Raw genomic sequence first — 23,072 nt, 5'->3', positions numbered from 1 at the left:
CCTAGGTGAAGGGACGGACCTCCAGCCCTCCGGCGCGGAGTCCGTCCCGTACCGCCCGGGCCAGGTCGACCGCACCCGGCGTGTCGCCGTGCAGGCAGATCGACCGGACCGGGCAGGGCACCGCGGAGCCGTCGACGGCCGTCACCGAGCCGTCGGCGGCCATCCGCACCGCCCGCTGGACCACCTGACCGGGCTCGTGCACCAGCGCGTCCGGCCGGGAACGCGGCACGAGACGCCCGTCCGGCAGGTAGCCGCGGTCCGCGAATCCCTCGCCGACGACGGTCAGCTTCCGGTCCAGGGCTTGCCGTGCCAGTTCCGAGCCGGGCTGGCAGAGCAGGGGCAGCGCGGGGTCGTAGGCCAGCACGGCGGCCACCACGGCCGACGCCTGCCCGGGATCGACCGCCGCGGTGTTGTAGAGGGCGCCGTGCGGTTTCACATAACGGACCCGATCCCCGGCGACCCGGCAGAACGCCTCCAACGCGCCGATCTGGTACAGGATGTCGTCCCGCAGTTCGTCGTGGTCGTAATCGATCCGCCGGCGCCCGAATCCGGCCAGGTCCCGGTAGCCGACCTGGGCACCGATCGCGACGTTCTTCGCGACGGCCGTCCGGCACACCCGGTGCATCGTGGACGGATCGCCGGCGTGGAAGCCGCAGGCCACGTTCGCCGAGGTCACCACGTCCAGCAGGGCGTCGTCGTCACCCAGCCGCCAGGCGCCGAAGCCCTCGCCGAGATCCGCGTTCAGATCAATCCAGCTCACGGAACCTCACGGTAGTCCCCGGTTGCGCCTGGGCCAGCGGCGCGACGTCGTCGATCACCCCGACCACCGGATATCCGCCGGTGGTGGGATGGTCGGCCAGGAAGATGATCGGCTGCCCGTCCGCCGGGACCTGCACGGCGCCGAGCACCACACCCTCGGAGGGCAATTCGCCGGCCCGGGTGCGGGTCACGGCGGTGCCGGCCAGCCGGCTTCCGACCCGGTTGCTCAACGGGCTGATCCGGTACGGGGACCCGAACAGCCCTGCCGTGTCGAACCAGTCGTCGCGCGGCCCGAGGCGGATCCCGAGAACCAGTTCCCCGTACGGCCGTGCCGGTTCCCCGACCAGCGTGGGCGCCGCCGTGGGGACGCCGATCGGCAGCGTGTCGCCGTCGGCCAGGCGGGGCGGGCCCAGTCCGGAGAGCGTGTCCGTCGAGCGGCTGCCCAGCACCGGTTCGACCGCGATCCCACCGGCCACCGCGAGGTAGGAACGCACCCCCCGGGTGGCCCGCTTCACGTCGACCACCCCACCGGCCGGCACTGCGAAGAGCTGGCAGCCGCGGAGCCGCTCGACCGGCCGGAAGTCGACGTCGATGTCGGCGACCGCACCGGTGACAGCGACCAGCGTGGGCCGCTCGAAACGCAGGGTGCAGCCGAGCATCGTGGTCTCCAGCCCGGCGGCGTCGTCGGGGTTGCCGACGAAACGGTTGGCGAGACGCAGCGCGGGGGCGTCGAGGGCGCCCGAACGCGGTACGCCCAGATGCGCCCACCCCGGCCGGCCCAGGTCCTGCACGGTGGTCAGCGGACCGGCCCGCAGCACGGTGATCACATCGCCACCAGTCGTACCCGGGTGCCGGGGGTGAGCAGGGCCGGGTGCTCACGTCGTACGTCGAAGAGGTTTTGATCCGTCCGGCCGACCAGCCGCCACCCGCCCGGCGAGGCCGTGGGATAGATGCCCGCGTAGCCACCCGCGAGGGCGACCGATCCGGCCGGCACGCGAGGCCGCGGAGCGGCGAGCCGGGGAACCGCCCACTCGTCGGCGAGCCCGCGCAGATAGGCGAATCCGGGCGCGAAGCCGGAGAACGCGACGGTCAGCGGCGTCTCGACCAGGCGCCGCACGGCCGTGTCCACGGTGACGCCCCACAGGTCGGCGACCGATGCCAGGTCCTCGCCGTCGAAGACCGTGTGGATCTCCACGAGGGGCCCTTCGGACTGAATTCCGCCGGGCGCCGGCTCCCATCCGGGTAGGGCCTCCGCGGTGCCGGGAGCCACGCCGTCGAGCAGCACGGTACGGGCGCCGGGCACGATCTCCACCACCCGCAGCTCACCGGCTGAACGACGTCGCCACAGCTCAGCCCGCCAATCCTCGACCCGTTGCGCGTCCGCGCACTCGATCAGCAGGCCGGCGGTCCCCACCCGTCGTATCTTCATGGGGAAATCATCCGGCAGCGTCAACCGTATCCGGCATCACTACCCATTAGTAACCTACGGTGCCGTAACCTAGGGGGCGTGACGACCTCAGCCCCGTTCCGGATGTCGCCGACCGACCTCGGCAAGCCGCGACTACGCGGCCGGTTGCATCAGTACGCGTTCTTCGTCGCCGCGGTCTGCGGCATCGTGCTCAGTTCGATCGCGCTGAGCCGCCCCGGCATCGCCCCGTTCGTGAGTTGCCTGCTCTACAGCATCACCGTGTGCGGGCTCTTCGGGACCAGCGCGCTCTACCACCGCCGGGTCTGGAGCGAGCGCGGCTACCAGATCATGCGGCGCGCCGACCATTCGATGATCTTCATCTTCATCGCCGGCAGCTACACGCCGTTCTGCGTCCTGCTCCTGGAGGGCACGCAGCAGGTCGTCCTGCTCAGCCTGGTCTGGGGCGGCGCCGTCGGCGGTGTCGCGCTGAAGATGATCTGGCCGCATCTGCCCCGCTGGGCGGGCGCCCCGCTCTACGTGGCACTCGGCTGGGTGGCCGTCGCGATCATCCCGGAGGTGCTGCACGTCGGCGGGGTGACCTGCCTGGTCCTGCTCATCGTGGGCGGCGCGATCTACACGGTCGGCGCCGTCTTCTACGCGTTGCGCCGGCCCAACCCCTGGCCCACCGTCTTCGGGCACCACGAGTTCTTCCACGCCTGCACGCTGGTGGCCGCCATCTGCCACCACATCGCGGTCTACTTCGCTCTGTACTCGTAGCGAAGGCCCAGGCATCGGCCTGGGCCTTCGCGTCTCTCAGGAGTACGCCGGGGGAGGCGGCGGCGGGACGTCGTCCCGGCGGACCTCGCGGTATTCGGTGTACGGCGCTCCGGCGACCGGCGCCTGCGTACGGGTCACCACGGTCCGGCGGCGGTTGCCCCAGAACGCCAGCGTGATGACCAGGCCGGCCAACCCGGCCAGCATCAGGATCCAGCCGATCACGCCGATGTCGAGACCGCTGATGTCCGCCTCCACGGCGAACGCCAGGATCGCCCCCAGAGCCAGCAGGAAAATGCTTGCGCCGATGCCCATCGGACCCTCCTCGATTGGTGTCCGCCCGGCCGGGCGACGCCGCTCGACCGTGGTGAATGCGTCGATCGAGCGTTTACCCGCACGCGTGACATTCCAATCAGGCAAGCTGTACCGATGACCACGCGGACGCTCATCCTGCTGCGCCACTCCAAAGCCGAGACCCCCGGCGACTTCGACGATTACGACCGCGCCCTGGCGCCCCGTGGAGTGGCCGACGCGGAGGCGGCCGGCGCCTGGCTGGCCGACGAGCGACTGCACCCCGACCTGGTCATCTGCTCCCCGGCCAAGCGCACCCGGCAGACCTGGCAGAACGCGGCCATCGCGCTGAGCAGCGGCGCCAACCCCCGGTCGGCGCCCGAGGTGCATTACGAGGAGTCGCTCTATCTGGGTCGCGGCGGCGAGGTCTTCGACCTGCTCCGGGCCGTTTCAGACACCATTCGTACGGTCCTCGTCGTCGGCCACAATCCGACTATGTCCGAAGTGTCCGCTGTGTTGCTGCCGGACGAACAGTACACCGGCACCGTCGTCGAGATGCGCACGTCCGGCCTCGCCGTACACACCGGCGAGCAGCCGTGGTCCCGGACCGAACCGGGGGCGATGCGCCTGACCCGCTCGCACACCGCCCGCGGCTGAACCTCTACTTCCGGTACCAGGTCCGGGTGCTCGTGTACTTCACGTTGCCGAGCTTGTCGTACGCCCGGACCTGCACCTTCATCGTCTTCCTCTGCTTGCTCGCGTTGAAGCCGAGCAGGTAGCCCGCGGTGTAGTCCCGGGCCACGACCTTCCCGTTCACGATCAGCTCGACGCGCGCGATCCCACTGGCGTCGGACGCTTTCACGTACACCTTGGTCGTGCCCTTGATCTTCGCCTTGTTCCTCGGCGCCTTGCTGATCGACACCGCCGGTCCCGCGTTGTCCGCGACGACCGTCCGCGTATAGGTCCGAGTGTTGCCGAACCGGTCGGTGAGCCGCCAGGTGAGGACGACGGAACCGTTGGCGGCACCGGAATTCACCGCCATCGAGTACGGCGCGACGTTGTCGCTTCCGACATACCTTCCGTTCGCCCACAGCTCAGCCCTGGCGACACCGATCACGTCCTGGACACCCTGCAACGTGCTGGTGAAGGTGCCTCGCACCCGGGCGCACCGATGATCATTGCGTTCGACGATCCACGCAGGAAATTGATGATCATCGTAGCGGACGTCGATACGGTTGCGTAGCGCCCGACCGAAAAACGAGGGCCCGGTGGACGTCGTTGTCCGCCGGGCCCTCGTCTTTTTCAGGAGAGTGGGAAAAGCTTGATCAGAACGCGTCCTCGTCCAGGTCCATCAGGTCGAGGGTGGTGTTCTCGATGATCCGGCGGTCGGCGCCGATCCGCGGCAGGATCTCCCGTACGAAGAACCGGGCCGCGGCCACCTTGCCGGTGTAGAACTTCTTGTCCGCCTCGGAGACCTCGCCGTTCAGGGCGATCAGGGCCACCTCGGCCTGGCGCAGCAGCAGCCACGCGAGGACCACGTCGCCGAGGGCGAGCAGGATCCGGCGGGAGCTCAGGCCGATCTTGTAGAGCTCGCGGGCCTCGCCGTTGCCGACGGCCTGCAGCCAGCCCAGCGTGATGCCGAGGATGTTCTGCATCTCGGCGAGCGCCTTGCCGAGGCCGAGCCGCTCGTCCTTGAGCTGACCGTTGCCGGCCTCGCTCTCGACGAAGCCCTGGATCTCGGCGGCCACCGCGCCGAGCGCCTGACCGTTGTCCTTGACGATCTTGCGGAAGATCAGGTCGAGGCTCTGGATCGCGGTCGTGCCCTCGTACAGGGTGTCGATCTTCGCGTCCCGGACGTACTGCTCCAGCGGGTAGTCCTGGAGGAAGCCGGAACCACCGAAGGTCTGCAGCGACTCGGCGCCGAGCAGCTCGTACGCCCGCTCCGAGCCCACGCCCTTGACCAGCGGAAGCAGGAAGTCGTTGATCTTGGCGGCCTGCTTGGCGGCCTTCTCGTCGCCGGCGGCCTCCGCGATGGCGACCTTGTCCTGCCAGGTCGCCGTGTAGATGACCAGGGCGCGCAGCGCCTCGGCGTAGGCCTTCTGGGTCATCAGCGACCGGCGTACGTCCGGGTGCTGGGTGATGGTGACCCGCGGGGCGTCCTTGTCACCGCTCTGCAGCAGATCGGCACCCTGGACGCGGTTCTTCGCGTACTCGAGAGCGTTCAGGTAACCCGTCGACAGGGTGGCGATCGCCTTGGTGCCGACCATCATCCGGGCGTTCTCGATGATCAGGAACATCTGCCGGATGCCCTGGTGCACCTCGCCGAGCAGCCAGCCCTTGGCCGGGGTGCCGTGCTCACCGAAGGTCATCTCGCACGTGTTGGAGACCTTGAGGCCCATCTTGTGCTCGACGTTGGTGGCGTAGACGCCGTTGCGCTCACCGAGCTCACCGGTGGCCGGGTCGAAGTGGTACTTCGGCACGATGAAGAGCGAGAGGCCCTTGGTGCCGGGTCCACCGACGCCCTCGACGCCCACCGGGCGGGCCAGGACGTAGTGGATGATGTTGTCGGTCAGGTCGTGCTCACCCGAGGTGATGAAGCGCTTGACGCCCTCGATGTGCCACGAGCCGTCCGGCTGCGGGATGGCGCGGGCACGGCCGGCGCCGACGTCCGAGCCGGCGTCCGGCTCGGTGAGGACCATGGTCGAGCCCCACTGCTTCTCGACGAAGAGCTTGGCCCACTGCCGCTGCTCCTCGGTGCCCTCGTGCCAGATGACGTTGGCGAAGGAGGGACCCGACGAGTACATCCAGATCGGGGCGTTGGCGCCCAGGATCTGCTCGGCGACGGCCCAGACGAGGCTCCGCGGCGCCGGGGTGCCACCCAGGCCGGACGGCAGGTCGAGCCGCCAGAACTCGGACGCCATGAAGGTCTCGAAGGACTTCTTGAACGACTCGGGCAGCGGCGCGGTGTTCGTCGCCGGGTCGAAGACCGGTGGGTTGCGGTCCGCGTCGGTGTAGCTGGCGGCGAGATCCTCCCGGGCCAGCCGGTCGACCTCGGCGAGCACGTCGCGAGCGCTCTCCAGGTCGAACTCGTCGAACGGCGCCTGGCCGAGCGACTTCTCCGCTCCGAAGACCTCGAACAGGTTGAACTGGAGGTCACGAAGGTTGCTCTTGTAGTGCGTCATGGTGCTTGGCCCCGCTCTCCGGACGCGAGTTACCCGTCAGTAACCACACTGTATTACTGATCGGTAGCTTGCGACAACCCGGGAGCGTTCATGGGATGTGCCGACCGGTAAGAGGCCGTTGTCCGTCGGTTCGCGGGGCAAACGTCTCCGATCGGGTGGATAACAGGACAGCCGTTCGGCCATTTGCCTACTTCGACGCTCGGATCACGTATCGAGGACCCGGATGGTTCGTTTCACCGGATAGACAGCCACGAACAGGGGGACGCCATGTTCGCCACGATCAAGAGCCTGATTCCGGAGCCGCGCCAAGCGAACCAACCGCGCAACTACATCGGCCGGCATCGTCAGCCCGACCAGCTCCCGCCCGCTCCGGCCCCGACCTCACCGGCCGCACCGGCCGAACCCGAGGAAGACGCGGCCTGAGTCAACTGCCCGCGGCTCCGACTTCCCAGCTCGGCACCGAGACGGCAGTGCCGCCGTCCGGGCCGGCGTACTCCAGCAGAACCAGGGCGATGTCGTCCTCGAGACGGCCGTAGACCCAATCCACCAGTGCGGTTTCGAGCGACGCCAGCCCGTCGCCGACCGTGCCGTGGCCGAGCAGGCGCCAGGCACGGTCGGCGGTCGGGAAGAACTCGCCCTCCCGGCGCGCCTCGCCGAGACCGTCGGTGAACAGCAGCAGCCGGTCACCCGGCTCCAGCCGCTCCACCCGGGGCTTGACCTCGGGCATGAAACCGAGCGGCGGGGCCGGCGCCGGCGGCTCCAACGGGATGACCTGACCCCGGCGCAGCAGCAGCGGCGCGGGATGTCCACAGTTGACGATGGTCAGCGTGCCGCCGCGCTCCTCGACCAGGGCGGCGGTCACGAAGTCCTCGTCACCGACGCTGCGGGCCACCGCACGGTCCAGGTCCTCCACGATCAACTTCAGATCGGCCCGCTCGTACGCCACGTGCCGGTACGACCCCAGCACGATGCTCGCCAGCCGCACCGCGTCCAGGCCCTTGCCGCGCACGTCACCGATGATGATCCGGACCCCGTACGGCGTGTTGAGGGCCTCGTAGAGGTCTCCACCGATGTCCGCCGCCGCGGTCGCCGAAATGTACCGGCCGGCCACCGCCAGGGCGCCCACCTGCGGCCCGATCGGCCGCAGCACCGCCTGCTGGGCCACCGCGGCGAGCCGCAACAGCTCGCTGATCTGCTCGGACTGCCGCTGCCGGATGGTGGCCCCGGCGGCCGCCACACCGGTCGCCAGCATGATGCCCATCAGATTGACGAGCCCGACCATCCCGATCTGCCCGCCGCCCACGCCCACGAACACCGCGCCGACCACGGTGGCCAGCAGCCCGGCGCCGAGCACCACCTGCCAGACGGCGAAGACCGCGGCCACGAACGGAACCGCGGCCAGCAGACCGACGTAGTGCACCTCCTGCGGGCCGTCGGCCAGTTCCACGGCGGACACGACGGCGAGCAGCACGAGGGCCGCGCCGAGTCCGGCGCGGTTCCCTGGGCTCAGCGGGCGGCGGCCCGGCAGAAAAGTATGCATGGTTCCGCGGAACAGCATGCCCGATCGACCACACGTCGGGCATCAACTTGACCCGTAGGCTGAACAGGTTCTGGCCCACCGTCGGGTTCGGCGTCGTTCGGTCGGTCCAAGAAGGGCGACAGCCGGTGACAGGATGTCCGGGTGACCGATGATCTCCGTGATCTCCTGCGCTCCACGTTCCGCTGGACCGACCTCGGCCCCGGCACCGACTACATGGTCAGCGATCGCTCCGGGTGGTGGCGTGACCCGCGGATCCTGAGCGGGCTCGGACCGGCGCTCGCCGACCTCTTCCAACCGGAACGCCCCACGGTCGTGGTGTCACCGGAGGTCACCGGATTCATGGTCGGCCCGCTGGTGGCGCGGGCGCTGGGGGTGGGATTCGTCGAGGCCTACCGGGCCGGCGCGCGCCGGGCCATCGCCGAGCCGATGATCTGGGCCGACGTCCCGGCCGACCACCGCGGCGAGACACAGCACCTCGGCATCCGCCGGAACCTGGTCGGCGACTCCGACCGCGCGCTGGTCGTCGACGACTGGGCGGCCACCGGCGCCCAGGCCCGTGGCCTGCGAAACCTGCTCGGCGCCGCCTACGTGGGAACCGCGGTGATCGTCGCCGAGTGCCCGCCCGAGGTCAGCGCGGAGCTGACCATCCGCAGTCTCCTGACCGGAACGGATCTCGACCCGTAGGCGCCCACCACGATGGACGTCAGTCCTTGCGCACCCGCTGGTAACCGGCGAGGGCGCCGCGGGCCGGGTGCCAGCCGGTGGCGGTGTAGGACGCCAGGCCGCGCCGCACGTACGGGTCCTTGGCGATCAGCTCCCGCGCCTCGGCCTCGGTGTCCACGTCCAGCAGGATGATGCCGCCGGTCGGCGGGTCGATCCGGCCCGCGGTGACCGAGTAGCCGGCCTCCTCCAGCTCGGCGACGAAGGCCAGGTGATCGGCGCGGGCCTCGTCCACCTCGGCGAGCGGCTTCAGGTACGTCGAAATCATGAGATACACGCCGCCATCCTAGGGCGGCTCGAGCCCGCCCCTCGATGGTGGCGCCGGCGTGATTTCCCTCTAACGGGTGGGCCAGGTCCGGAAGTTCTGCGCGGACCGGCTCGCGGTGGGCCCGCGCTGCCCCTGGTAGCGGGAGCCATAGACGTCCGACCCGTACGGGTGCTCGGCGGGGCTGGACAGCCGGAAGATGCAGAGCTGGCCGATCTTCATCCCCGGCCAGAGCTTGATCGGCAGGTTCGCCACATTGGAGAGCTCCAGCGTGACGTGCCCGGAGAACCCCGGGTCGATGAAGCCGGCCGTGGAGTGAGTGAGCAGGCCGAGGCGACCCAGGCTGCTCTTGCCCTCGAGCCGGGCGGCCAGGTCGTGTCCGAGGGTGATCACCTCGAGCGTCGACGCCAGGACAAACTCACCCGGGTGCAGCACGAACGGCTGACCGTCCTCCACCTCGACCGCGGCGGTGAGCTCGTCCTGCTGCTCGGCCGGGTCGATGTGCGTGTACAGGTGGTTGTTGAAAACCCGGAAGAAGCGGTCCAGCCGGACGTCGATGCTGGATGGCTGCATGAGCGTCGGCTCGAACGGCTCCAGCGAGAGGCCACCACTCTTGATCTCGGCGACCAGGTCACGGTCGGAAAGGAGCATTGCGCCACCATACCGACCAGCCCGGATCGGCGTGTTCGGTGGCCGTCTCGAACACATGTTCGATAGAATGCCCGCATGGCTTCCTGGTCCGCTTTCGCCGCCGCCGAGCCGACGCTCGCCAACGGCATCCGTGCGCTGCTCGAGCAGTACGGTCCCGGCATGGGCTATCTGGCGACCGTCCGCCCTGACGGCGGCCCGCGCCTGCATCCGGTCTCGCCGGTCTTCACCGACGACGGGCTGTTCTGCTTCATCGTCGACTCACCGAAACGCCGCGACCTCGAGCGTGACAGCCGCTACGCCCTCCACGCCTATCCACCGGAGGACAACGACGACGAGGCCTGCCTGACCGGCCTCGCCGTCCCGGTGCACGATCCGCTCACGGTCGCCCGACTGGCCGGCGCCCTGCACGCCTCGCCCGACGTCGACTGGCGCATCTTCGAGCTGACCGTCGACACCGCCATGCTGCGCCGCCACGGCCCGGCCGGCGCGCTTCCGCTGGCCGCCACCCCGTTCCTGCCCGCTTACGCCCGGACCTGGCGAGCGCCGCGCGGCTTACGGCGCCCGCTCGCTGTCGCCAGCTGATCGCGGGGCGGTGCCGCCACCGACTCGGATAATCAGGTACAGTGGGGCAGCTTGCGGGTGTAGTTCAATGGCAGAACATCAGCTTCCCAAGCTGACAGTGCGGGTTCGATTCCCGTCACCCGCTCCACAAACGGAAGCCCTGGTCAGGACCTACTGGTCCGCCAGGGCTTCCGTGTTCTCCGGCTCAGGTGCCGATGTGGACGAAGACGTCGTCGATCTCGCCGGCGAACTGGTCGTTGCCCTGGCCCGGGCCCTTGCCGCCGACGCGCAGCGGTTCGGCGTTGGCGATCGACACCTGCGGGGGGACGGGGACGGAGGCGCGGGGCGCGCCGTCGACGAACATGATGAGCCGGTCGACGGTGCGGCGGCATTCGAGGTCGTGCCAGGCGCCGTCGGCCACGTCGATCCACGGTTCGGCGCGGTAGATCCGGGCCCGCTGGCCGGCGATGACGCAACTGGGGTGGCCCTGCCGGTGGTCGACCTGGAGCTTGTACTGGCTGACGCCGCCGACCGAGTAGCCCTTCTGGAGGACGTTGGCGCCGTCGGCGAGGTCGGCGTGGGTCATCAGGATGGACGCCCCGTAGCGCAGCAGACGTTGTCCGGGGTTGAGGCTGTCGTCGCGCGCGCCCTCCAGGATCGCCCGGGGGCAGTCGCGTTCCCTCAGCAGGGTGCATCGGTCCGGGTAGGCGACGGCAAGACCGGACCCCTGGGGTACGAGGCGCAGCACCCCGCCGTTCTGGCCCAGCGGCCGTAGCTCGTGACCACCGGTGGCGTCGGCGATCGGGTGGTCGACGCCGTCGTCGAAGTCGTAGTGGACGATGAGCGGTCCACCGGCGGTACGGATCCGGCCGGGCACCACGGGCGCCGAGAAGGCGCCGACGTTGTCGAGGTAGCCCGGCGCCGGCCGGACGGCGGTCGAAGCGGCCGGGCCCGAGGGCGTCGGTGTCGTGTCGGCCACGCCGGCTTCGGAGGCCGTGCACTGCGAGAGGGAAAGTACCCAGGCCAGGACCAGGGCCACGGACAGGGTGCCGATCGGCAGGGCACGCCGACAGGAGTGAAGCATGAGGGCTATTGTCCGGATTGCTGCTTCTATCGCTAACCGAAACTCCGTGACGCAAGCGGTTCCGCGGAAGTTCCCTCGAACGTGGTCAACCGAACCGCCGACACCGATCTTGGCTGACGCGGGTCATCGCGCCCGGGCCGCCGGGTGCGCGGCGCCGGCCGGTTCTCCGATCACGGCGTGCAGCACGTCGTCCAGCGTGATCACGCCGAGGGGGCGCCGCCCGTCACTGACCAGGACGATGTGCAGCCGGTCCCGGCGCATGGTGAGCAGCAGGTCGGCCAGGCCCCGGTCCGGCGGAACCACGGCCAGCGGGCGGATCACCTCGGGCGGGATGGGTAGCCGGCGTTGCGTGGCGGCGTACCCGAGAACGTCTTTGACATGAACGAAGCCCAGCACCCGCCGGGTCTCACGCTGGACCACCGGAAAGCGCGACCGGCCGCTGCGGGTGGCCACCGACTCCAGGGTGGCCGGTGACACGTCGGCCGCCACCGTGGTGACCCGGGACCAGGGCAGCAGCGTGTCGCCGGCGGTGCGGTTGTTGAGACCCAGGGCGGCGTGGATCCGGGCGTACTGTTCCGAGCCGAGCAGGCCCTCGCTGCGCGCCTGGGTGACCATGCCGGCCAGCTCCTCGGCGGTGAAGACGGTCTTCACCGCGTCGGTGGTCTCGATCTTCCAGATCCTCAGGATCACCTTGGCCGCCCAGCGCATCGCGTTGAGCAGGGGCTTGGTGGCGGTGCAGAAGGCGAGCATGAACGGGCCCAGGATGAGCGCCGAGCGCTCCGGGCCGGCCAGGGTGATGTTCTTCGGCACCATCTCGCCGACCACCGTGTGCAGGAACGTCACGATCATCAGCGCCAGCACGAAGGCGATCGGGTGCACCGCGTTGTCCGGCAGACCCACCCGGGAGAACGGGCCCTCCAGCAGATGCGCCACGGTGGGTTCGGCGATCGCGCCGAGGACCAGCGTGCAGATCGTGATGCCCAGCTGCGCGCCGGCGATCATCAGCGGGATCTGGTTCATCGCCGACAACGCCCACCGGGCGGCCTTGGACGTCTCGGCGAGCGGTTCCAGCGCGGTACGCCGGGAGGCGATCAGCGCGAACTCACCGCCCACGAACAACCCGTTACCGACCAGCAGGACCGCCACGAACAGAAGCTCGGTCATGCCGCCGCCTCCGCTGCGCTCCAGCGTCGGCATGACTGGGAAACTGCGCCTGTTGATTCGTTCGCAAGCTCACTCATCGGTGCTCTCCGCCGGCGCGACCACCCGGACCTGCTCGATCCGGTGCCGGTCGACCTCCATCACGGTGAACTCCCACCCGTCTTCCTCCAGCGATTCCCCGGCGACCGGGATGTGGCCGAGCCGGGCGAGCAGGAAGCCGGCCAGCGTCTCGTACGGCCCCTCGGGCAACCGGAAGCCGGTCTGCTCATGCACCTCGTCCTCGCGCAGGAGGCCGTCGACCAGGAACGTCTTCTCCCCACCCGGGGCGGTCAGCTCCTGGGTTCCGGTCTCGGCGAGGTCGGTGTCGTACTCGTCGGCGATCTCCCCGACCAGCTCCTCGACCAGGTCCTCGGTGGTGACCACGCCGTCGGTGCCGCCGTACTCGTCGACCACGATGGCCAGGTCGGCGCCCGCCGCCCGCAGCGCCTCCAGCACCTTGTCGAGGCTCAGACTCTCCGGTACGTAGACCGGCTCCCTGGCCAGGGTGGAGACGCGAGTGGCGGCCCGGCGCTCGGGTGGCACACCGAGGGCCTCGTTCACGCCGACCACCCCGGTCACGGCGTCGAGCGTGTTCTCGTACACCGGAAAGCGGGTGTGGCCGGTCTCCCGCGCCACCGTGATCAGATCCGCGGCGCTCGCGGTGGTCTTGAGACCGACCACGTCGACGCGTGGCGTCATCGCCTTGGCCGCCCGTTTCTCGCCGAACCGGATGGTCCGGCGCATCAGGGTGGCGGTCTCGGCCGGCAGCGCGCCGGCCGAGGCGCTGATCGCGGCGAGCAGGCCGAGTTCCTCCGGCGAGCGGGCGCTGGCCAGCTCCTCCTGCGGCTCGATGCCGAGCCTGCGGACCAGCCAGTTGGCGGTGCCGTTGAGCGCGGCGATCAGCCACTTGAAGAGGGTCGAGAAGCCGCGCAGCGGGGTGGTGGTGCGCAGCGCGATCCCCATCGGACGGGCCAGCGCCGCGTTCTTCGGCACCAGCTCGCCGAAGAGCATCGAGATCAGGGTGGCCACGACCAGGGCGATCACGTGGGTGACGGTCTCGGTCGACGGGCCGGCCAACGGTTCCACCACGGGGGTGAAGATCTCCGAGAGCGCCGGCTCGGCCAGGTAACCGGTGAGCAGCGCGGTCAGCGTGATGCCCAGTTGCGCTCCGGAGAGCTGGAAGGAGAGTTCCTGCAGGGCGGTACGGACTTTGGCGGCCCGCCGGTCGCCGGCCTGGGCACGCGCGTCGATCTCGGCACGGTCGACGGTCACCAGCCCGAACTCGGCTGCCACGAAGAACGCGTTGCCACCCGTCAGCAGCGCGAACGCGACCAGCGGGAGCACCGCGGTCAGGAGCAGGCCGTCCATGATCGCTTCACCTCGGGACTCATTGTGCCGGACCGGGACGTCCGGCACTAACCGTGCCGGGTGTGACATCCCGTCCTTGCACGCCGATGGCCGGCCGCCGAGGCGACCGGCCATCAGGAGACATCCGGGTCAGGCGTCCTTCTTGAGCGAGCGGAGCAGGACGGTGGCCACGTCGACCACCTCGACCTCTTCCTGCTTGCCCTTGCCGGTGACCCCGTCGCCGATCATCGTGTAGCAGAACGGGCAGCCCACGGCGATCGTCTTGGCGCCGGTGGCCAGGGCCTCCTCGGTACGCTCGACGTTGATCCGCTTGCCGATCCGCTCCTCCATCCACATCCGGGCGCCGCCGGCGCCGCAGCAGAAGGAGCGTTCCTGGTTACGCGGCATCTCGACCAGGTTGGCCGTCTCGCCGAGCACCTCACGCGGGGCGTCGAAGACCCGGTTGTGGCGGCCCAGGTAGCAGGGGTCGTGGTAGGTGACGTCACCCTCGATCGGCTGGACCGGGGTGAGCTTGCCCTCCTTGACCAGGTGCGCCAGCAGCTGGGTGTGGTGGACCACCTCGACCTTGAGACCGAGCTGCTCGTACTCGTTGCCGAGGGTGTTGAAGCAGTGCGGGCAGGTCGCGACGATCTTCTTGGTGGTGTTCTCGCCGAGCGCCTCGTTCAGCACCTCGACGTTCTGCTGGGCGAGCATCTGGAAGATGAACTCGTTGCCGATCCGGCGGGCCGGGTCGCCGGTGCAGGTCTCGCCCTCGCCGAGGATGGCGTACTTGACACCGGCCTCGTTGAGCAGCGTGGCCACCGCGCGGGTGGTCTTCTTGGCCCGGTCCTCGAAGGCGCCGGCGCAGCCGACCCAGAACAGGTAGTCGAAGTCCTCGACCTCGCCGACCCGCGGCACCTCGAAGTCCAGGCCCTTGGTCCAGTCCTCGCGGGTGTTCTGCGGGGCGCCCCACGGGTTGCCCTTGTTCTCCAGGTTGCGCAGCATGACGCCGGCCTCGGAGGGGAAGCTCGACTCGATCAGCACCTGGTAGCGGCGCATGTCGACGATGTGGTCGATGTGCTCGATGTCGACCGGGCACTGCTCGACGCAGGCGCCGCAGGTGGTGCAGGACCAGAGCACGTCCGGGTCGATGACACCCTGCTCCTCGGCGGTGCCGATCAGCGGGCGGTTGCCCTCGGCGAGAGCGAGGACGTCCATGTGGGCGAGCTGCGCCTCGGTGGCCTTCTCCTCGCCCATCAGGTCCTTGCCGCCACCGGCGAGCAGGTAGGGCGCCTTGGCGTAGGCGTGATCGCGCAGCGAGAGCACGAGCAGCTTCGGCGACAGCGGCTTGGCCGTGTTCCACGCCGGGCACTGCGACTGGCAGCGGCCGCACTCGGTGCAGGTGGAGAAGTCGAGCAGGCCCTTCCAGGTGAACTGCTCGACCTGGTTGACGCCGAAGAGGTCCTTCTCCGGGTCGGCCTCCTCGAAGTCGAGCGGCTTGCCCTCGCTCATCATCGGCTTCAGGGCGCCCAGGCCGGAACCGGCCGGCTTCTCCGGGCTGCGCTTGAAGTAGATGTTGAAGAACGCCAGGAAGCGGTGCCAGGCGACGCCCATCGTCGGGTTCAGCGAGATGGTGATCAGCCAGGTCATCGAGATCAGGATCTTGACGAGCGCGGCCCAGGTGGCGCCGGCCTCCCAGGCCGGGAGCACCGAGCCGATGGCGTGGCTCAGCGGAGTGGCCCACAGCGGGTACTCGAAGTGGTCGGTCGCGACCTTGAAGCCCCGGATCAGGAAGCCGAAGATCAGCACCCCGACGATGACGGCCTCGACGAAGTACGCCTGCCACATGGTCGAACCCAGGAACCGGCTCCGCTTCACCGCGCCCGGCTTCTGGCGCTGGCGGACGAGCACCAGGTAGAGGATGCCGACCGTGCCGAGGATACCGATCCACTCGGTGACCAGGCCGAAGACGACCCAGTGCCCGATGATCGGCAGGCCCAGGTGCGGGTCGACGACCTCGAAGTAGGCCTCGAGGACCAGCGACGACAGGATGACGAACGAGACCATCACGAACCAGTGGGCCGCGCCGATGGCGGACCACTTCAGCATCCTGGTGTGACCGACGGTCTCCACCAGCATGGTCTTCGTCCGGACCTTCGGCTCGGCGAATCGGGCCGGATCGGGCTGGCCCTGCCGGATCACCGCGGTGATGGTCATGACGGCGCGAACCGCCAGATAGACGGCCACCACCGTGATTGCCCCCGCTAAGACGGTGGCGATTATCTGCGCGATGCCCATCTGGTGCCTCCTCGGTCGGCGGTGCGCCAGCCTATGTTACCCACGAGTAATAGACGGGCGCGCGCCGCAGGTCAAGGCGATGCACCCCCACGCCGAAAGCGCACCCCACGACGAGCGGGGGTGCGCTTGCTTCTGCAGTTTTTCACGGGACCGCGCGATGGCGGAGTGTGAGATTCAGCGCCAGCGCGAGAGCAGGCCCAGGGAGGCCACCATGCAGCCGAAGCCGACCGCGAGGTTCCAGTAGCCCCAGCTCTCCACCGGCCACTGCTGGGAGGACAGGTAGTAGACGACGAGCCACGCGATGCCGATGACGATCAGGGCGACCGCGGTGGCCGGAACCCACACCGGACTCGGCTTGTTGGACGCACCCTTGACTGCCGGGCTGATGTCCGACGGCGGGGTGTAGACCTTCTTCTTGCGAACCTGCGACTTGGGCACGGTGCTCTCCTGAGGGCAACAAGTGGTGAACAACCCACCGCTGAGCGGCTCCGGGAGTCCCGAATGCTGCCCGTGGCGAATACTGTTCGACAGCTAGCGTAGTCAAGGCGTTGTGCCGAGAGGCACCCGCCGGGGCAGGAAAATACCTCGGCGTCTGTTCTTGAGGGGGGCGGGGTGGGCTTTCGAGTGGGAGGCGACGTGGACGACGGCGTCGCCGGGGCCTCCTGGAAACTCGTTCTCCGGCGCGTCGCCCGCGGCCTCCGGCCACGGCGCGACCAGCGCCGTTCCCTCTGGTCGGTGGGGGTTCCGCTGATCGCGCTGGCGGCGGGTCTGCTCTTCACCACCTCCGCCAACACCGCCGACGGTACGGCGCTGCGCGACGACCGGCGCCCACAGCTGACCCAACTGATCGCCGAGAAGCGGGCTCGCCTGGCGGCCGGCGAGAAGCGCGCGGCCGAGTTGCGGAAGTCGGTCGACGCCGAGACCGCCCGGCTGGCCGAGCTGGGCCGGCCGGCTCTCCATCAGGCCGGCGCCCTGCGTCAGTCGGCCGGCTTCTCGAAGATGCGCGGCCCGGGCCTGAGCATCACTCTCGACGACTCCCCCAGGCGTGATTCCGACTTCGGCGACAACGCTCCGGACAACGACGCTCTGGTCGTCCACCAGGGCGACGTGCAGGCCGTCGTGAACGCTCTCTGGGCTGGTGGGGCCGAGGCTATGACGATCATGGACGTCCGGGTGATCTCCACGAGCGCGGTACGCTGTGTCGGCAACACGCTGCTCCTTCACGGCCAGGTCTTCTCACCTCCGTTCAAGATCACGGCGATCGGCGAACCCACAGCGCTGAGTCGCGCGTTGGAGTCGTCAGAGGGAGTCAGGCAGTTCCGGGAGGCCGTCGCCGACTTCGGGCTCGGCTACCAGGAAAAGGTGGAGAAGAACGTGACTTTGCAGGCGTACGACGGATCGACCGACCTCCGATCGGCGCAGGCTGCCCGGTGATGGTTCCCCCCGAGTACCCGGCACGTCCGTCCGGATCGGGCCGCCACCGCGCACCGGACAGCGACGCGCAGACCGCCTACATCCCCCGGATCACCGATGCGGCGCCCGACGGGGTGCCCGGCGGGCCACTCGCGCCGCCGATCGGGCCGGGCGGCAACGTCGACCCGCGTCCCGAGCCCACGGCGTCGCGGGCCGGCGAGAGCACCTTCCCCGCGAAGGCCCCCGCAAACGAGCTGGGCGACCCGAGGGTGCCCATCCCCACCTGGACCCCCGCCCCGGCGATACCGCCGCCCAGCGAGCCGCTGAGCCCGCCCACCGACCCGATGACGGCCATCGGCGTACCCTCCGCCGGCCGGCAGCCCAGTGACCGCTGGTCGCGCACCGAGCCGGCCTGGCCCCCGCCGGAGGCGCCCGGCACTCCCGGCGGGACCACCGCATGGCTGCCCACGACGGGCACACCGGCGCAGCCCTGGACGGCCGGGCCGACACGGGATCCGAGCGTCACCACGGTCATCCGTACGGTGGATGCTCCGACCGGCATCCTTCCGACGGTCCCGGCGAAACCCGCGAAGAGCGCGGCGGATGCCGCCCGGGAGGCGGCCGGGCCGGACGCCGCGCTCGGAGCCGCACCGGTGACCGCCGCAACCGGGACGGGCGCCGGTGGCGACCCGGCCGGCACCGGCACACCGGACCCGGACACCGCGGAGCCGGTCAAGGCGAAGCGGGGCGAGCGGGTGGTCAGGCTGCGGCCGGAGCAGACCGACGAGGGTTACAAGAGCGTCTATTCGGAGCTGACCCGCCCCACCGTCGGCTCCCGCATCCGGACCGGCATCCGCACCGCCGGCGAAGTAATGATCACTTTCGGTCTGGTGGTGCTGCTCTTCGCCGGCTACCAGGTCTTCGGCAACTCCGCGGCGGTGCAGGCCGAACAGGACAACCTCGGCGAGGAACTGGACCAGGCCTGGGCCGACCCGACCGTGGCGCCGACCGCGAGCACCGCGGTCAAGGGCCCCAAGGCGCCCGGCGCCAACCTGGTCGGCCGCCTCTACATCCCGAAGTTCGACAAGAAGTGGGTGGTCGTCGACGGCGTGCAGCCCGACGACATCCGGTACGCGCCGGGCCACTACCCGGAGACCGCGAAACCCGGAAAGATCGGCAACTTCTCGGTCGCCGGCCACCGGATCAAGAAGATCTTCTGGCGCCTCGACGAGCTCCAGTCCGGCGACGTGATCGGCGTCGAGACCCGGGAGAGCTGGTTCGTCTACCGCGTCTACGACCAGGAGATCGTGAAGCCGAACCAGGTCGAGGTGGTCGCCGCGGTCCCGGGCAAGCCCAAGGCGAAACCCACCAAGGCGCTGCTCACGCTGACCACCTGCAACCCGAAGTTCAACAACTACCAGCGCCTGGTCATCCACGCCGAACTGGTGCAGACCGTCCCCCGCGACCAGGCACTGCCCGACGCCGGCATGCCGGCCGAGATGAAGGCATGACGGATGTACGCATGGATCTGGCGCAAGCTGCCCGGCGGCGGCTGGAGCAAGCTGGCCATGTCGCTGGCGCTGATGTCGGTGGTCGGGCTGCTGCTCTGGTACGTGGTGTTCCCGTGGGCCACCCCGCTGCTGCCGTTCGACGACGTCCAGGTGGAGGCCGGCACCGGGGAGGACGCCGGTGGCGCGACACTTCCGGACGACGAGCTTCCGTACAGCACCACCTCCAATCAGCCGCAGCCCACTCCCAGCAGGTGATGACGTGCGCATTCTGGTGATCGACAACTACGACTCGTTCGTCTTCAACCTGGTGCAGTACCTTGGCCAGCTCGGCGCCGACTGCGAGGTGCGGCGCAACGACGAGATCTCGGTGGCCGACGTGGGCGGCTTCGGCGCGGCCGGCATCCTGCTGTCGCCCGGCCCCGGCGAGCCGACCCGCGCCGGGATCATGATGGACGTCATCCGGGAGTACGCCGGGAAGATCCCGATGTTCGGTGTCTGCCTGGGCCACCAGGCGATCGGTGCCGCGTTCGGGGCGACCGTGGCCCGCGCCCCCGAGCTGCTGCACGGCAAGACCTCCGATGTGCACCACCGGGGCGTGGGTGTGCTCGCCGGGCTGCCCGACCCGTTCACCGCCACCCGCTACCACTCGCTCGCCGTCGTGCCGGAGACCCTGCCCGCGGAGATCGAGGTGACCGGCACGACCGAGTCCGGCGTGGTGATGGCGATGCGGCACCGCGACCTGCCGATCGAGGGTGTGCAGTTCCACCCGGAGTCGGTGCTGACCGAAGGCGGTCACACCATGCTGGCGAACTGGCTGGCCTCCTGCGGCCTGCCGTCCGCCCTGGAGAAGGCCCCGGCGCTGGCCGCCGAGGTGGAGACCCGCCGCCGCGCCGCCTTCGCCACCGCCTGATCCGGCGAAACGAAAAGGCCGGGGGATCTCCTCCCCCGGCCTTTCTCGTCGTCCTACGCCTCAGTCGACTTCCTCACCGGCGCCCGCGCCGGTCGGGTCGGGCGACGGGGAGCCGCTCGGGTTCGGGTCGGCTGCGACGATCACCTGCAGCTTGACCTGCGTGTTCTTCTTGACCTTCTTCCCGGCGGCGGGAGTCTGGCTGAGCACGGTGCCCGGCTCGCCGTCGACCTGGACGAAGACCACGTCGAAGGTCAGGAAGTTCGCCTCCAGCAGGGCCTCGGCGGCCTCCTGGGTCCGCTTCTCCACGTCCGGCACGATCACCAGGTTGTTGTTCGACACCTTGACCGTGATCGTGGTGCCGGGCGGAACCTTCTCGCCCTCGCTCTCGACATCGAGAACCTGACCCTTTTCGGCCACGTTGTCGATACTGCGGAAGTCCACCTCGAGACCGGCACCCTCAATGGCCGCCTTGGCCGCGGCGCTGGTGCCACCGACCAGGCCCGTCGGCACGGGCACCTCGTTAGGCTTGTTGCACACCTGATAACTCACCTGCTGGGTGAGCTCCGTGGTGGTGCCGGGCTGCGGGTTCTGGTCGACGATCTTGCCGTCGCAGTCCTCACGCGTCGTCGGCTTCTTGGGAACGACGTTGGTCAGCCCCACCCGGGTGAGTTCCGCGTTCGCCTGGTCCACGGTCAGATCCACCAACGTCGGCATGGGGACCGACTGCGGCTCGTTGTTGGTGGGCGTCTTGTCGCGGTCCATCGCCAGGGCCACACCGAGAACCACCACGACCAGTACGGCCACGCCGGCCACCGCGGCCATCACCCACGACGACCGGCTCTCCGGCTTTTGGGGCGGGCCCATCGCCGGCGAGACCGGCCGCTGCATGGTGGTGGCGGCCTGCGGCTGCCACTGCTGGCGCGGGCCGCCGGTCATCGCCACGGTCTCGGCCTGGCTCATCACCGGGGTGGCCATCACCGGGCGGCCGGAGACGGCACGCAGCGCGTCGGCGCGCATCTCCTGGGCGCTCTGGTAGCGGTTGAGCGGGTTCTTGGCCAGCGCCTTCAGGACGATCGCGTCGATCTCCGGCGGAATCTCCCGGTTGATCGAGCTGGGCGTCCGCGGGTCCTCCCGGACGTGCTGGTACGCCACGCTCACCGGGCTGTCACCGACGAACGGCGGGTGGCCGATGACCAGCTCGAAGAGGACGCAACCGGCGGCGTACACATCGGACCGGGCGTCGACGGACTCGCCGCGCGCCTGCTCCGGGGAGAGGTACTGTGCCGTGCCGATGACCGCGCTGGTCTGCGTCATCGTGGTGGCGCCGCTGGCCAGCGCCCGGGCGATGCCGAAGTCCATCACCTTGACCTGGCCGTTCTGCGTGATCATCACGTTGCCGGGCTTGATGTCCCGGTGGATGATCCCGTGCCGGTGGCTGAACTCCAGGGCGGCGTCGATGTCGGCGATGATCTCGAGGGCCCGGCGTGGCTGGAGGCGCTGCTCCTGGGCGAGTACCTCCTTGAGGGTCCGTCCGTTGACGAACTCCATCACGATGAACGGGAGCTTCTCGCCGGTGGCCGACACCTCTTCACCGGTGTCGTAGACGGCGACGATGGCGGGGTGGTTCAGCGCCGCGGAGTTCTGCGCCTCGCGGCGGAACCTCTCCTGGAACGTGGCGTCGCGAGCCAGGTCGGTACGCAGCATCTTGATCGCGACGTCGCGCCCGAGCCGGAGGTCACGGCCACGGTGCACCTCGGCCATGCCGCCGTAGCCGAGCAGCTCGCCGACCTGATACCTGCCGCCGAGCAGGCGGGCCTGCGCCGTCATAACGTCTGTCGTCCTTCGTTCGGTCGGATCCAGCCGAGCTGGGCATCGGCTTTCGTAAGACGGTACGACGTCACCGACACAGGGTCAGCGACCACGCCCGAGCGGAGGATAGCCGGGGAGCTGCTGTGATAGCCCAGCGTGTTGCTCCCGGCGGTGGTGCCGTTGCCATGTCGTAACAGGAAAGAGATGACCCCGGCGCAGAGCAGCACCAGGAGCGCCAGTACGACGGCGAGGACAACCAGCACCTGGCGTCCGAAGGAGCTCTCCGGCTTGGCGGCCGGAGGATGGTAGGCGTTGACCGGCGGAGCCGACTGCTGCCGGTAGGGAGCCGGCGACATCGGTGGCGCCACCGGCGGGACCGGCACCGACGCCGCTCCCCGGGCGCCGGAGACCGGCCGGGGCACCGCGGCCCGGGCCGCTCCCGCGGTGGGGCCGCCGGACTGCGGACGGTTCATCGGCGGCGCCGGGCTGACCGGCGGGGCCGGCTGAACGACCGGCTGCTGCACGTTCGTGGTCAGCGAGGACGCCGCCTGCCGGGCCACCGCGGCCATCGCCGAGGCGCTGGGCCAGCGGGCCGCCGGGTCCTTGGCCATGGCGCGTTCCACGATGGCGCGGACCGCGGGCGGGATGTCGCCGGGCAGCGGCCGCGGGGTCTCCCGGACGTGCTTCATGGCGATCTCGATCGGGGTGGCGCCGTCGAACGGGCGGTGGCCGGAGAGGCACTGGTAGGCGACGACACCGAGGGCGTACACATCGGAGGCCGGGGTGGCGACGTCGCCGGCGGCCTGCTCCGGGGAAATGTACGACGCCGTGCCCAGCACCGCGCCGGCCACCGTGAGCTGGCCCACGAGTGCGGAGCGGGCGATACCGAAGTCGGTCAGGACCAGGGTGCCGTTCGGGCGTACCAGAAGGTTTCCGGGTTTGACGTCGCGATGCACGATGCCGTTGCCGTGTGCGGCCTGGAGCGCGTCGGCGGCCTGCGCGACGAGCGCCATGGTCCGGGCCGGCGTCAGACGGCCCACCCGGCTCAGCGTCCGGGAGAGGGCGTCACCCTCGACGTACTCCATGACCAGGAACGCGATCTGCTGGTCGCTGCCGTAGTCGTAGACGTCCACGACGCCCGGGTGGTTGATGGTCGCCATGGTCCGGGCCTCACCGCGGAACCGCTCGGCGAAGCCCGGCTCGTCGAGCAGGGCGGGCAGCAGGATCTTGACCGCGACGGTACGGCCGAGCACGTCATCCGTGCCGCGCCAGACGTCGCCCATGCCGCCCCCGGCGATCCGCTCCTCCAAGCGGTATCGCCCCCCGAGCGTGACCCCCGGGCGGATCAT

At 69.8% G+C, this 23,072-nt stretch carries 25 protein-coding genes and 1 tRNA gene; 10 read left to right on the top strand and 16 right to left on the bottom strand.

What is annotated here, in order from left to right; translation table 11 throughout:
- Position 1: 1 nt before the first annotated feature.
- The 3 genes from J5X75_RS31565 to J5X75_RS31555 are packed head-to-tail and all read right to left on the bottom strand — an operon-like array spanning position 2 to position 2,188.
- The gene (locus J5X75_RS31565) at positions 2-751 is read right to left on the bottom strand and encodes a LamB/YcsF family protein (protein ID WP_208471284.1); all 750 of its coding nucleotides are present in this window, start codon (positions 749-751) and stop codon (positions 2-4) included.
- Positions 747-1,586: a 5-oxoprolinase subunit C family protein gene (locus J5X75_RS31560; RefSeq protein WP_208471200.1), complete on the bottom strand. Its 840-nt coding sequence runs from the start codon at positions 1,584-1,586 to the stop codon at positions 747-749. Before J5X75_RS31560 ends, J5X75_RS31565 begins: the two co-directional genes overlap by 5 nt.
- Positions 1,583-2,188, bottom strand: coding sequence for a 5-oxoprolinase subunit B family protein (locus J5X75_RS31555; protein WP_208471199.1), 606 nt, complete (start codon positions 2,186-2,188; stop codon positions 1,583-1,585). The genes J5X75_RS31560 and J5X75_RS31555 overlap by 4 nt, the downstream gene beginning before the upstream one ends.
- Positions 2,189-2,266: 78 nt before the next feature.
- On the opposite strand from J5X75_RS31555, the gene trhA reads away from it, so the two are divergent.
- Entirely contained in the window at positions 2,267-2,944 is a 678-nt protein-coding gene (gene trhA / locus J5X75_RS31550) for a PAQR family membrane homeostasis protein TrhA (protein ID WP_208471197.1), read from the top strand.
- A gap of 36 nt (positions 2,945-2,980) precedes the next feature.
- Here the strand turns inward: trhA and J5X75_RS31545 are convergent, their stop codons facing one another.
- On the bottom strand, positions 2,981-3,256 hold the full coding sequence (locus tag J5X75_RS31545; RefSeq protein WP_208471195.1) for a DUF6458 family protein: 276 nt from the start codon (positions 3,254-3,256) through the stop codon (positions 2,981-2,983).
- A 114-nt stretch (positions 3,257-3,370) separates the two neighbouring features.
- On the opposite strand from J5X75_RS31545, the gene J5X75_RS31540 reads away from it, so the two are divergent.
- On the top strand, positions 3,371-3,889 hold the full coding sequence (locus tag J5X75_RS31540; protein ID WP_208471194.1) for a SixA phosphatase family protein: 519 nt from the start codon (positions 3,371-3,373) through the stop codon (positions 3,887-3,889).
- A gap of 4 nt (positions 3,890-3,893) precedes the next feature.
- On the opposite strand, the gene J5X75_RS31535 is transcribed toward J5X75_RS31540, so the two are convergent.
- Positions 3,894-4,391: an Ig-like domain-containing protein gene (locus tag J5X75_RS31535; RefSeq protein ID WP_208471193.1), complete on the bottom strand. Its 498-nt coding sequence runs from the start codon at positions 4,389-4,391 to the stop codon at positions 3,894-3,896.
- A gap of 166 nt (positions 4,392-4,557) precedes the next feature.
- On the bottom strand, positions 4,558-6,414 hold the full coding sequence (locus tag J5X75_RS31530) for an acyl-CoA dehydrogenase (RefSeq protein WP_208471192.1): 1,857 nt from the start codon (positions 6,412-6,414) through the stop codon (positions 4,558-4,560).
- A gap of 267 nt (positions 6,415-6,681) precedes the next feature.
- On the opposite strand from J5X75_RS31530, the gene J5X75_RS31525 reads away from it, so the two are divergent.
- On the top strand, positions 6,682-6,837 hold the full coding sequence (locus tag J5X75_RS31525) for a hypothetical protein (protein WP_204296618.1): 156 nt from the start codon (positions 6,682-6,684) through the stop codon (positions 6,835-6,837).
- Between the two features lies 1 nt (position 6,838).
- Here J5X75_RS31525 and J5X75_RS31520 read toward each other — a convergent pair whose 3' ends face one another.
- Positions 6,839-7,972, bottom strand: coding sequence for a PP2C family protein-serine/threonine phosphatase (locus J5X75_RS31520; protein WP_208471190.1), 1,134 nt, complete (start codon positions 7,970-7,972; stop codon positions 6,839-6,841).
- Positions 7,973-8,095: 123 nt separating this feature from the next.
- Between J5X75_RS31520 and J5X75_RS31515 the strand changes: the two genes are divergently transcribed.
- Positions 8,096-8,638, top strand: a complete 543-nt coding sequence (locus J5X75_RS31515) for a phosphoribosyltransferase (protein WP_208471189.1) — start codon at positions 8,096-8,098, stop codon at positions 8,636-8,638.
- A gap of 19 nt (positions 8,639-8,657) precedes the next feature.
- Here the strand turns inward: J5X75_RS31515 and J5X75_RS31510 are convergent, their stop codons facing one another.
- The gene (locus tag J5X75_RS31510) at positions 8,658-8,942 is read right to left on the bottom strand and encodes a YciI family protein (RefSeq protein WP_208471283.1); all 285 of its coding nucleotides are present in this window, start codon (positions 8,940-8,942) and stop codon (positions 8,658-8,660) included.
- Positions 8,943-9,011: 69 nt separating this feature from the next.
- Positions 9,012-9,590 carry a dCTP deaminase gene (gene dcd / locus J5X75_RS31505; RefSeq protein WP_208471187.1) on the bottom strand — a complete coding sequence of 193 codons (579 nt, stop codon included), beginning with the start codon at positions 9,588-9,590 and terminating at the stop codon, positions 9,012-9,014.
- Positions 9,591-9,665: 75 nt separating this feature from the next.
- On the opposite strand from dcd, the gene J5X75_RS31500 reads away from it, so the two are divergent.
- Both J5X75_RS31500 and J5X75_RS31495 read left to right on the top strand, forming a co-directional pair.
- Positions 9,666-10,172, top strand: coding sequence for a pyridoxamine 5'-phosphate oxidase family protein (locus J5X75_RS31500; protein ID WP_208471185.1), 507 nt, complete (start codon positions 9,666-9,668; stop codon positions 10,170-10,172).
- 53 nt (positions 10,173-10,225) lie between these two features.
- A tRNA-Gly gene (locus J5X75_RS31495) sits at positions 10,226-10,299 on the top strand.
- A gap of 57 nt (positions 10,300-10,356) precedes the next feature.
- Here the strand turns inward: J5X75_RS31495 and J5X75_RS31490 are convergent.
- The 5 genes from J5X75_RS31490 to J5X75_RS31470 all read right to left on the bottom strand — a co-directional run bounded on the left by J5X75_RS31490 (position 10,357) and on the right by J5X75_RS31470 (position 16,518).
- A complete protein-coding gene (locus J5X75_RS31490) occupies positions 10,357-11,235 on the bottom strand; it encodes a LamG domain-containing protein (protein WP_208471183.1) in 879 nt (292 codons plus the stop codon).
- Positions 11,236-11,358: 123 nt separating this feature from the next.
- Positions 11,359-12,399 (bottom strand): hemolysin family protein, encoded by a 1,041-nt coding sequence (locus J5X75_RS31485; protein ID WP_208471182.1) that lies wholly within the window; start codon positions 12,397-12,399, stop codon positions 11,359-11,361.
- 69 nt (positions 12,400-12,468) lie between these two features.
- Complete coding sequence (locus J5X75_RS31480) at positions 12,469-13,803, bottom strand: hemolysin family protein (RefSeq protein WP_208471180.1); 1,335 nt, start codon at positions 13,801-13,803, stop codon at positions 12,469-12,471.
- Positions 13,804-13,932: 129 nt separating this feature from the next.
- A complete protein-coding gene (locus J5X75_RS31475) occupies positions 13,933-16,080 on the bottom strand; it encodes a (Fe-S)-binding protein (RefSeq protein WP_208471179.1) in 2,148 nt (715 codons plus the stop codon).
- A 174-nt stretch (positions 16,081-16,254) separates the two neighbouring features.
- Entirely contained in the window at positions 16,255-16,518 is a 264-nt protein-coding gene (locus J5X75_RS31470) for a cell division protein CrgA (RefSeq protein ID WP_208471177.1), read from the bottom strand.
- A gap of 198 nt (positions 16,519-16,716) precedes the next feature.
- On the opposite strand from J5X75_RS31470, the gene J5X75_RS31465 reads away from it, so the two are divergent.
- The 4 genes from J5X75_RS31465 to J5X75_RS31450 are packed head-to-tail and all read left to right on the top strand — an operon-like array spanning position 16,717 to position 19,914.
- Positions 16,717-17,514, top strand: coding sequence for a DUF881 domain-containing protein (locus J5X75_RS31465; RefSeq protein WP_208471175.1), 798 nt, complete (start codon positions 16,717-16,719; stop codon positions 17,512-17,514).
- A complete protein-coding gene (locus J5X75_RS31460) occupies positions 17,514-19,004 on the top strand; it encodes a class E sortase (protein ID WP_208471174.1) in 1,491 nt (496 codons plus the stop codon). The genes J5X75_RS31465 and J5X75_RS31460 overlap by 1 nt, the downstream gene beginning before the upstream one ends.
- Before the next feature lie 3 nt (positions 19,005-19,007).
- The gene (locus J5X75_RS31455; RefSeq protein WP_208471173.1) at positions 19,008-19,259 is read left to right on the top strand and encodes a hypothetical protein; all 252 of its coding nucleotides are present in this window, start codon (positions 19,008-19,010) and stop codon (positions 19,257-19,259) included.
- A 4-nt stretch (positions 19,260-19,263) separates the two neighbouring features.
- Positions 19,264-19,914, top strand: coding sequence for an aminodeoxychorismate/anthranilate synthase component II (locus J5X75_RS31450; RefSeq protein WP_208471171.1), 651 nt, complete (start codon positions 19,264-19,266; stop codon positions 19,912-19,914).
- A 60-nt stretch (positions 19,915-19,974) separates the two neighbouring features.
- On the opposite strand, the gene pknB is transcribed toward J5X75_RS31450, so the two are convergent.
- The gene (gene pknB / locus J5X75_RS31445; protein WP_208471170.1) at positions 19,975-21,741 is read right to left on the bottom strand and encodes a Stk1 family PASTA domain-containing Ser/Thr kinase; all 1,767 of its coding nucleotides are present in this window, start codon (positions 21,739-21,741) and stop codon (positions 19,975-19,977) included.
- Entirely contained in the window at positions 21,738-23,072 is a 1,335-nt protein-coding gene (locus J5X75_RS31440; RefSeq protein WP_208471169.1) for a serine/threonine-protein kinase, read from the bottom strand. The genes pknB and J5X75_RS31440 overlap by 4 nt, the downstream gene beginning before the upstream one ends.

Origin of the sequence: Actinoplanes flavus (assembly GCF_017592555.1) — a bacterium.
In the GTDB taxonomy this organism is placed as follows: domain Bacteria; phylum Actinomycetota; class Actinomycetes; order Mycobacteriales; family Micromonosporaceae; genus Actinoplanes; species Actinoplanes flavus.
Note: the sequence above shows the minus strand (reverse complement) of the source record. Positions and strands in the feature narration are given on the sequence as shown.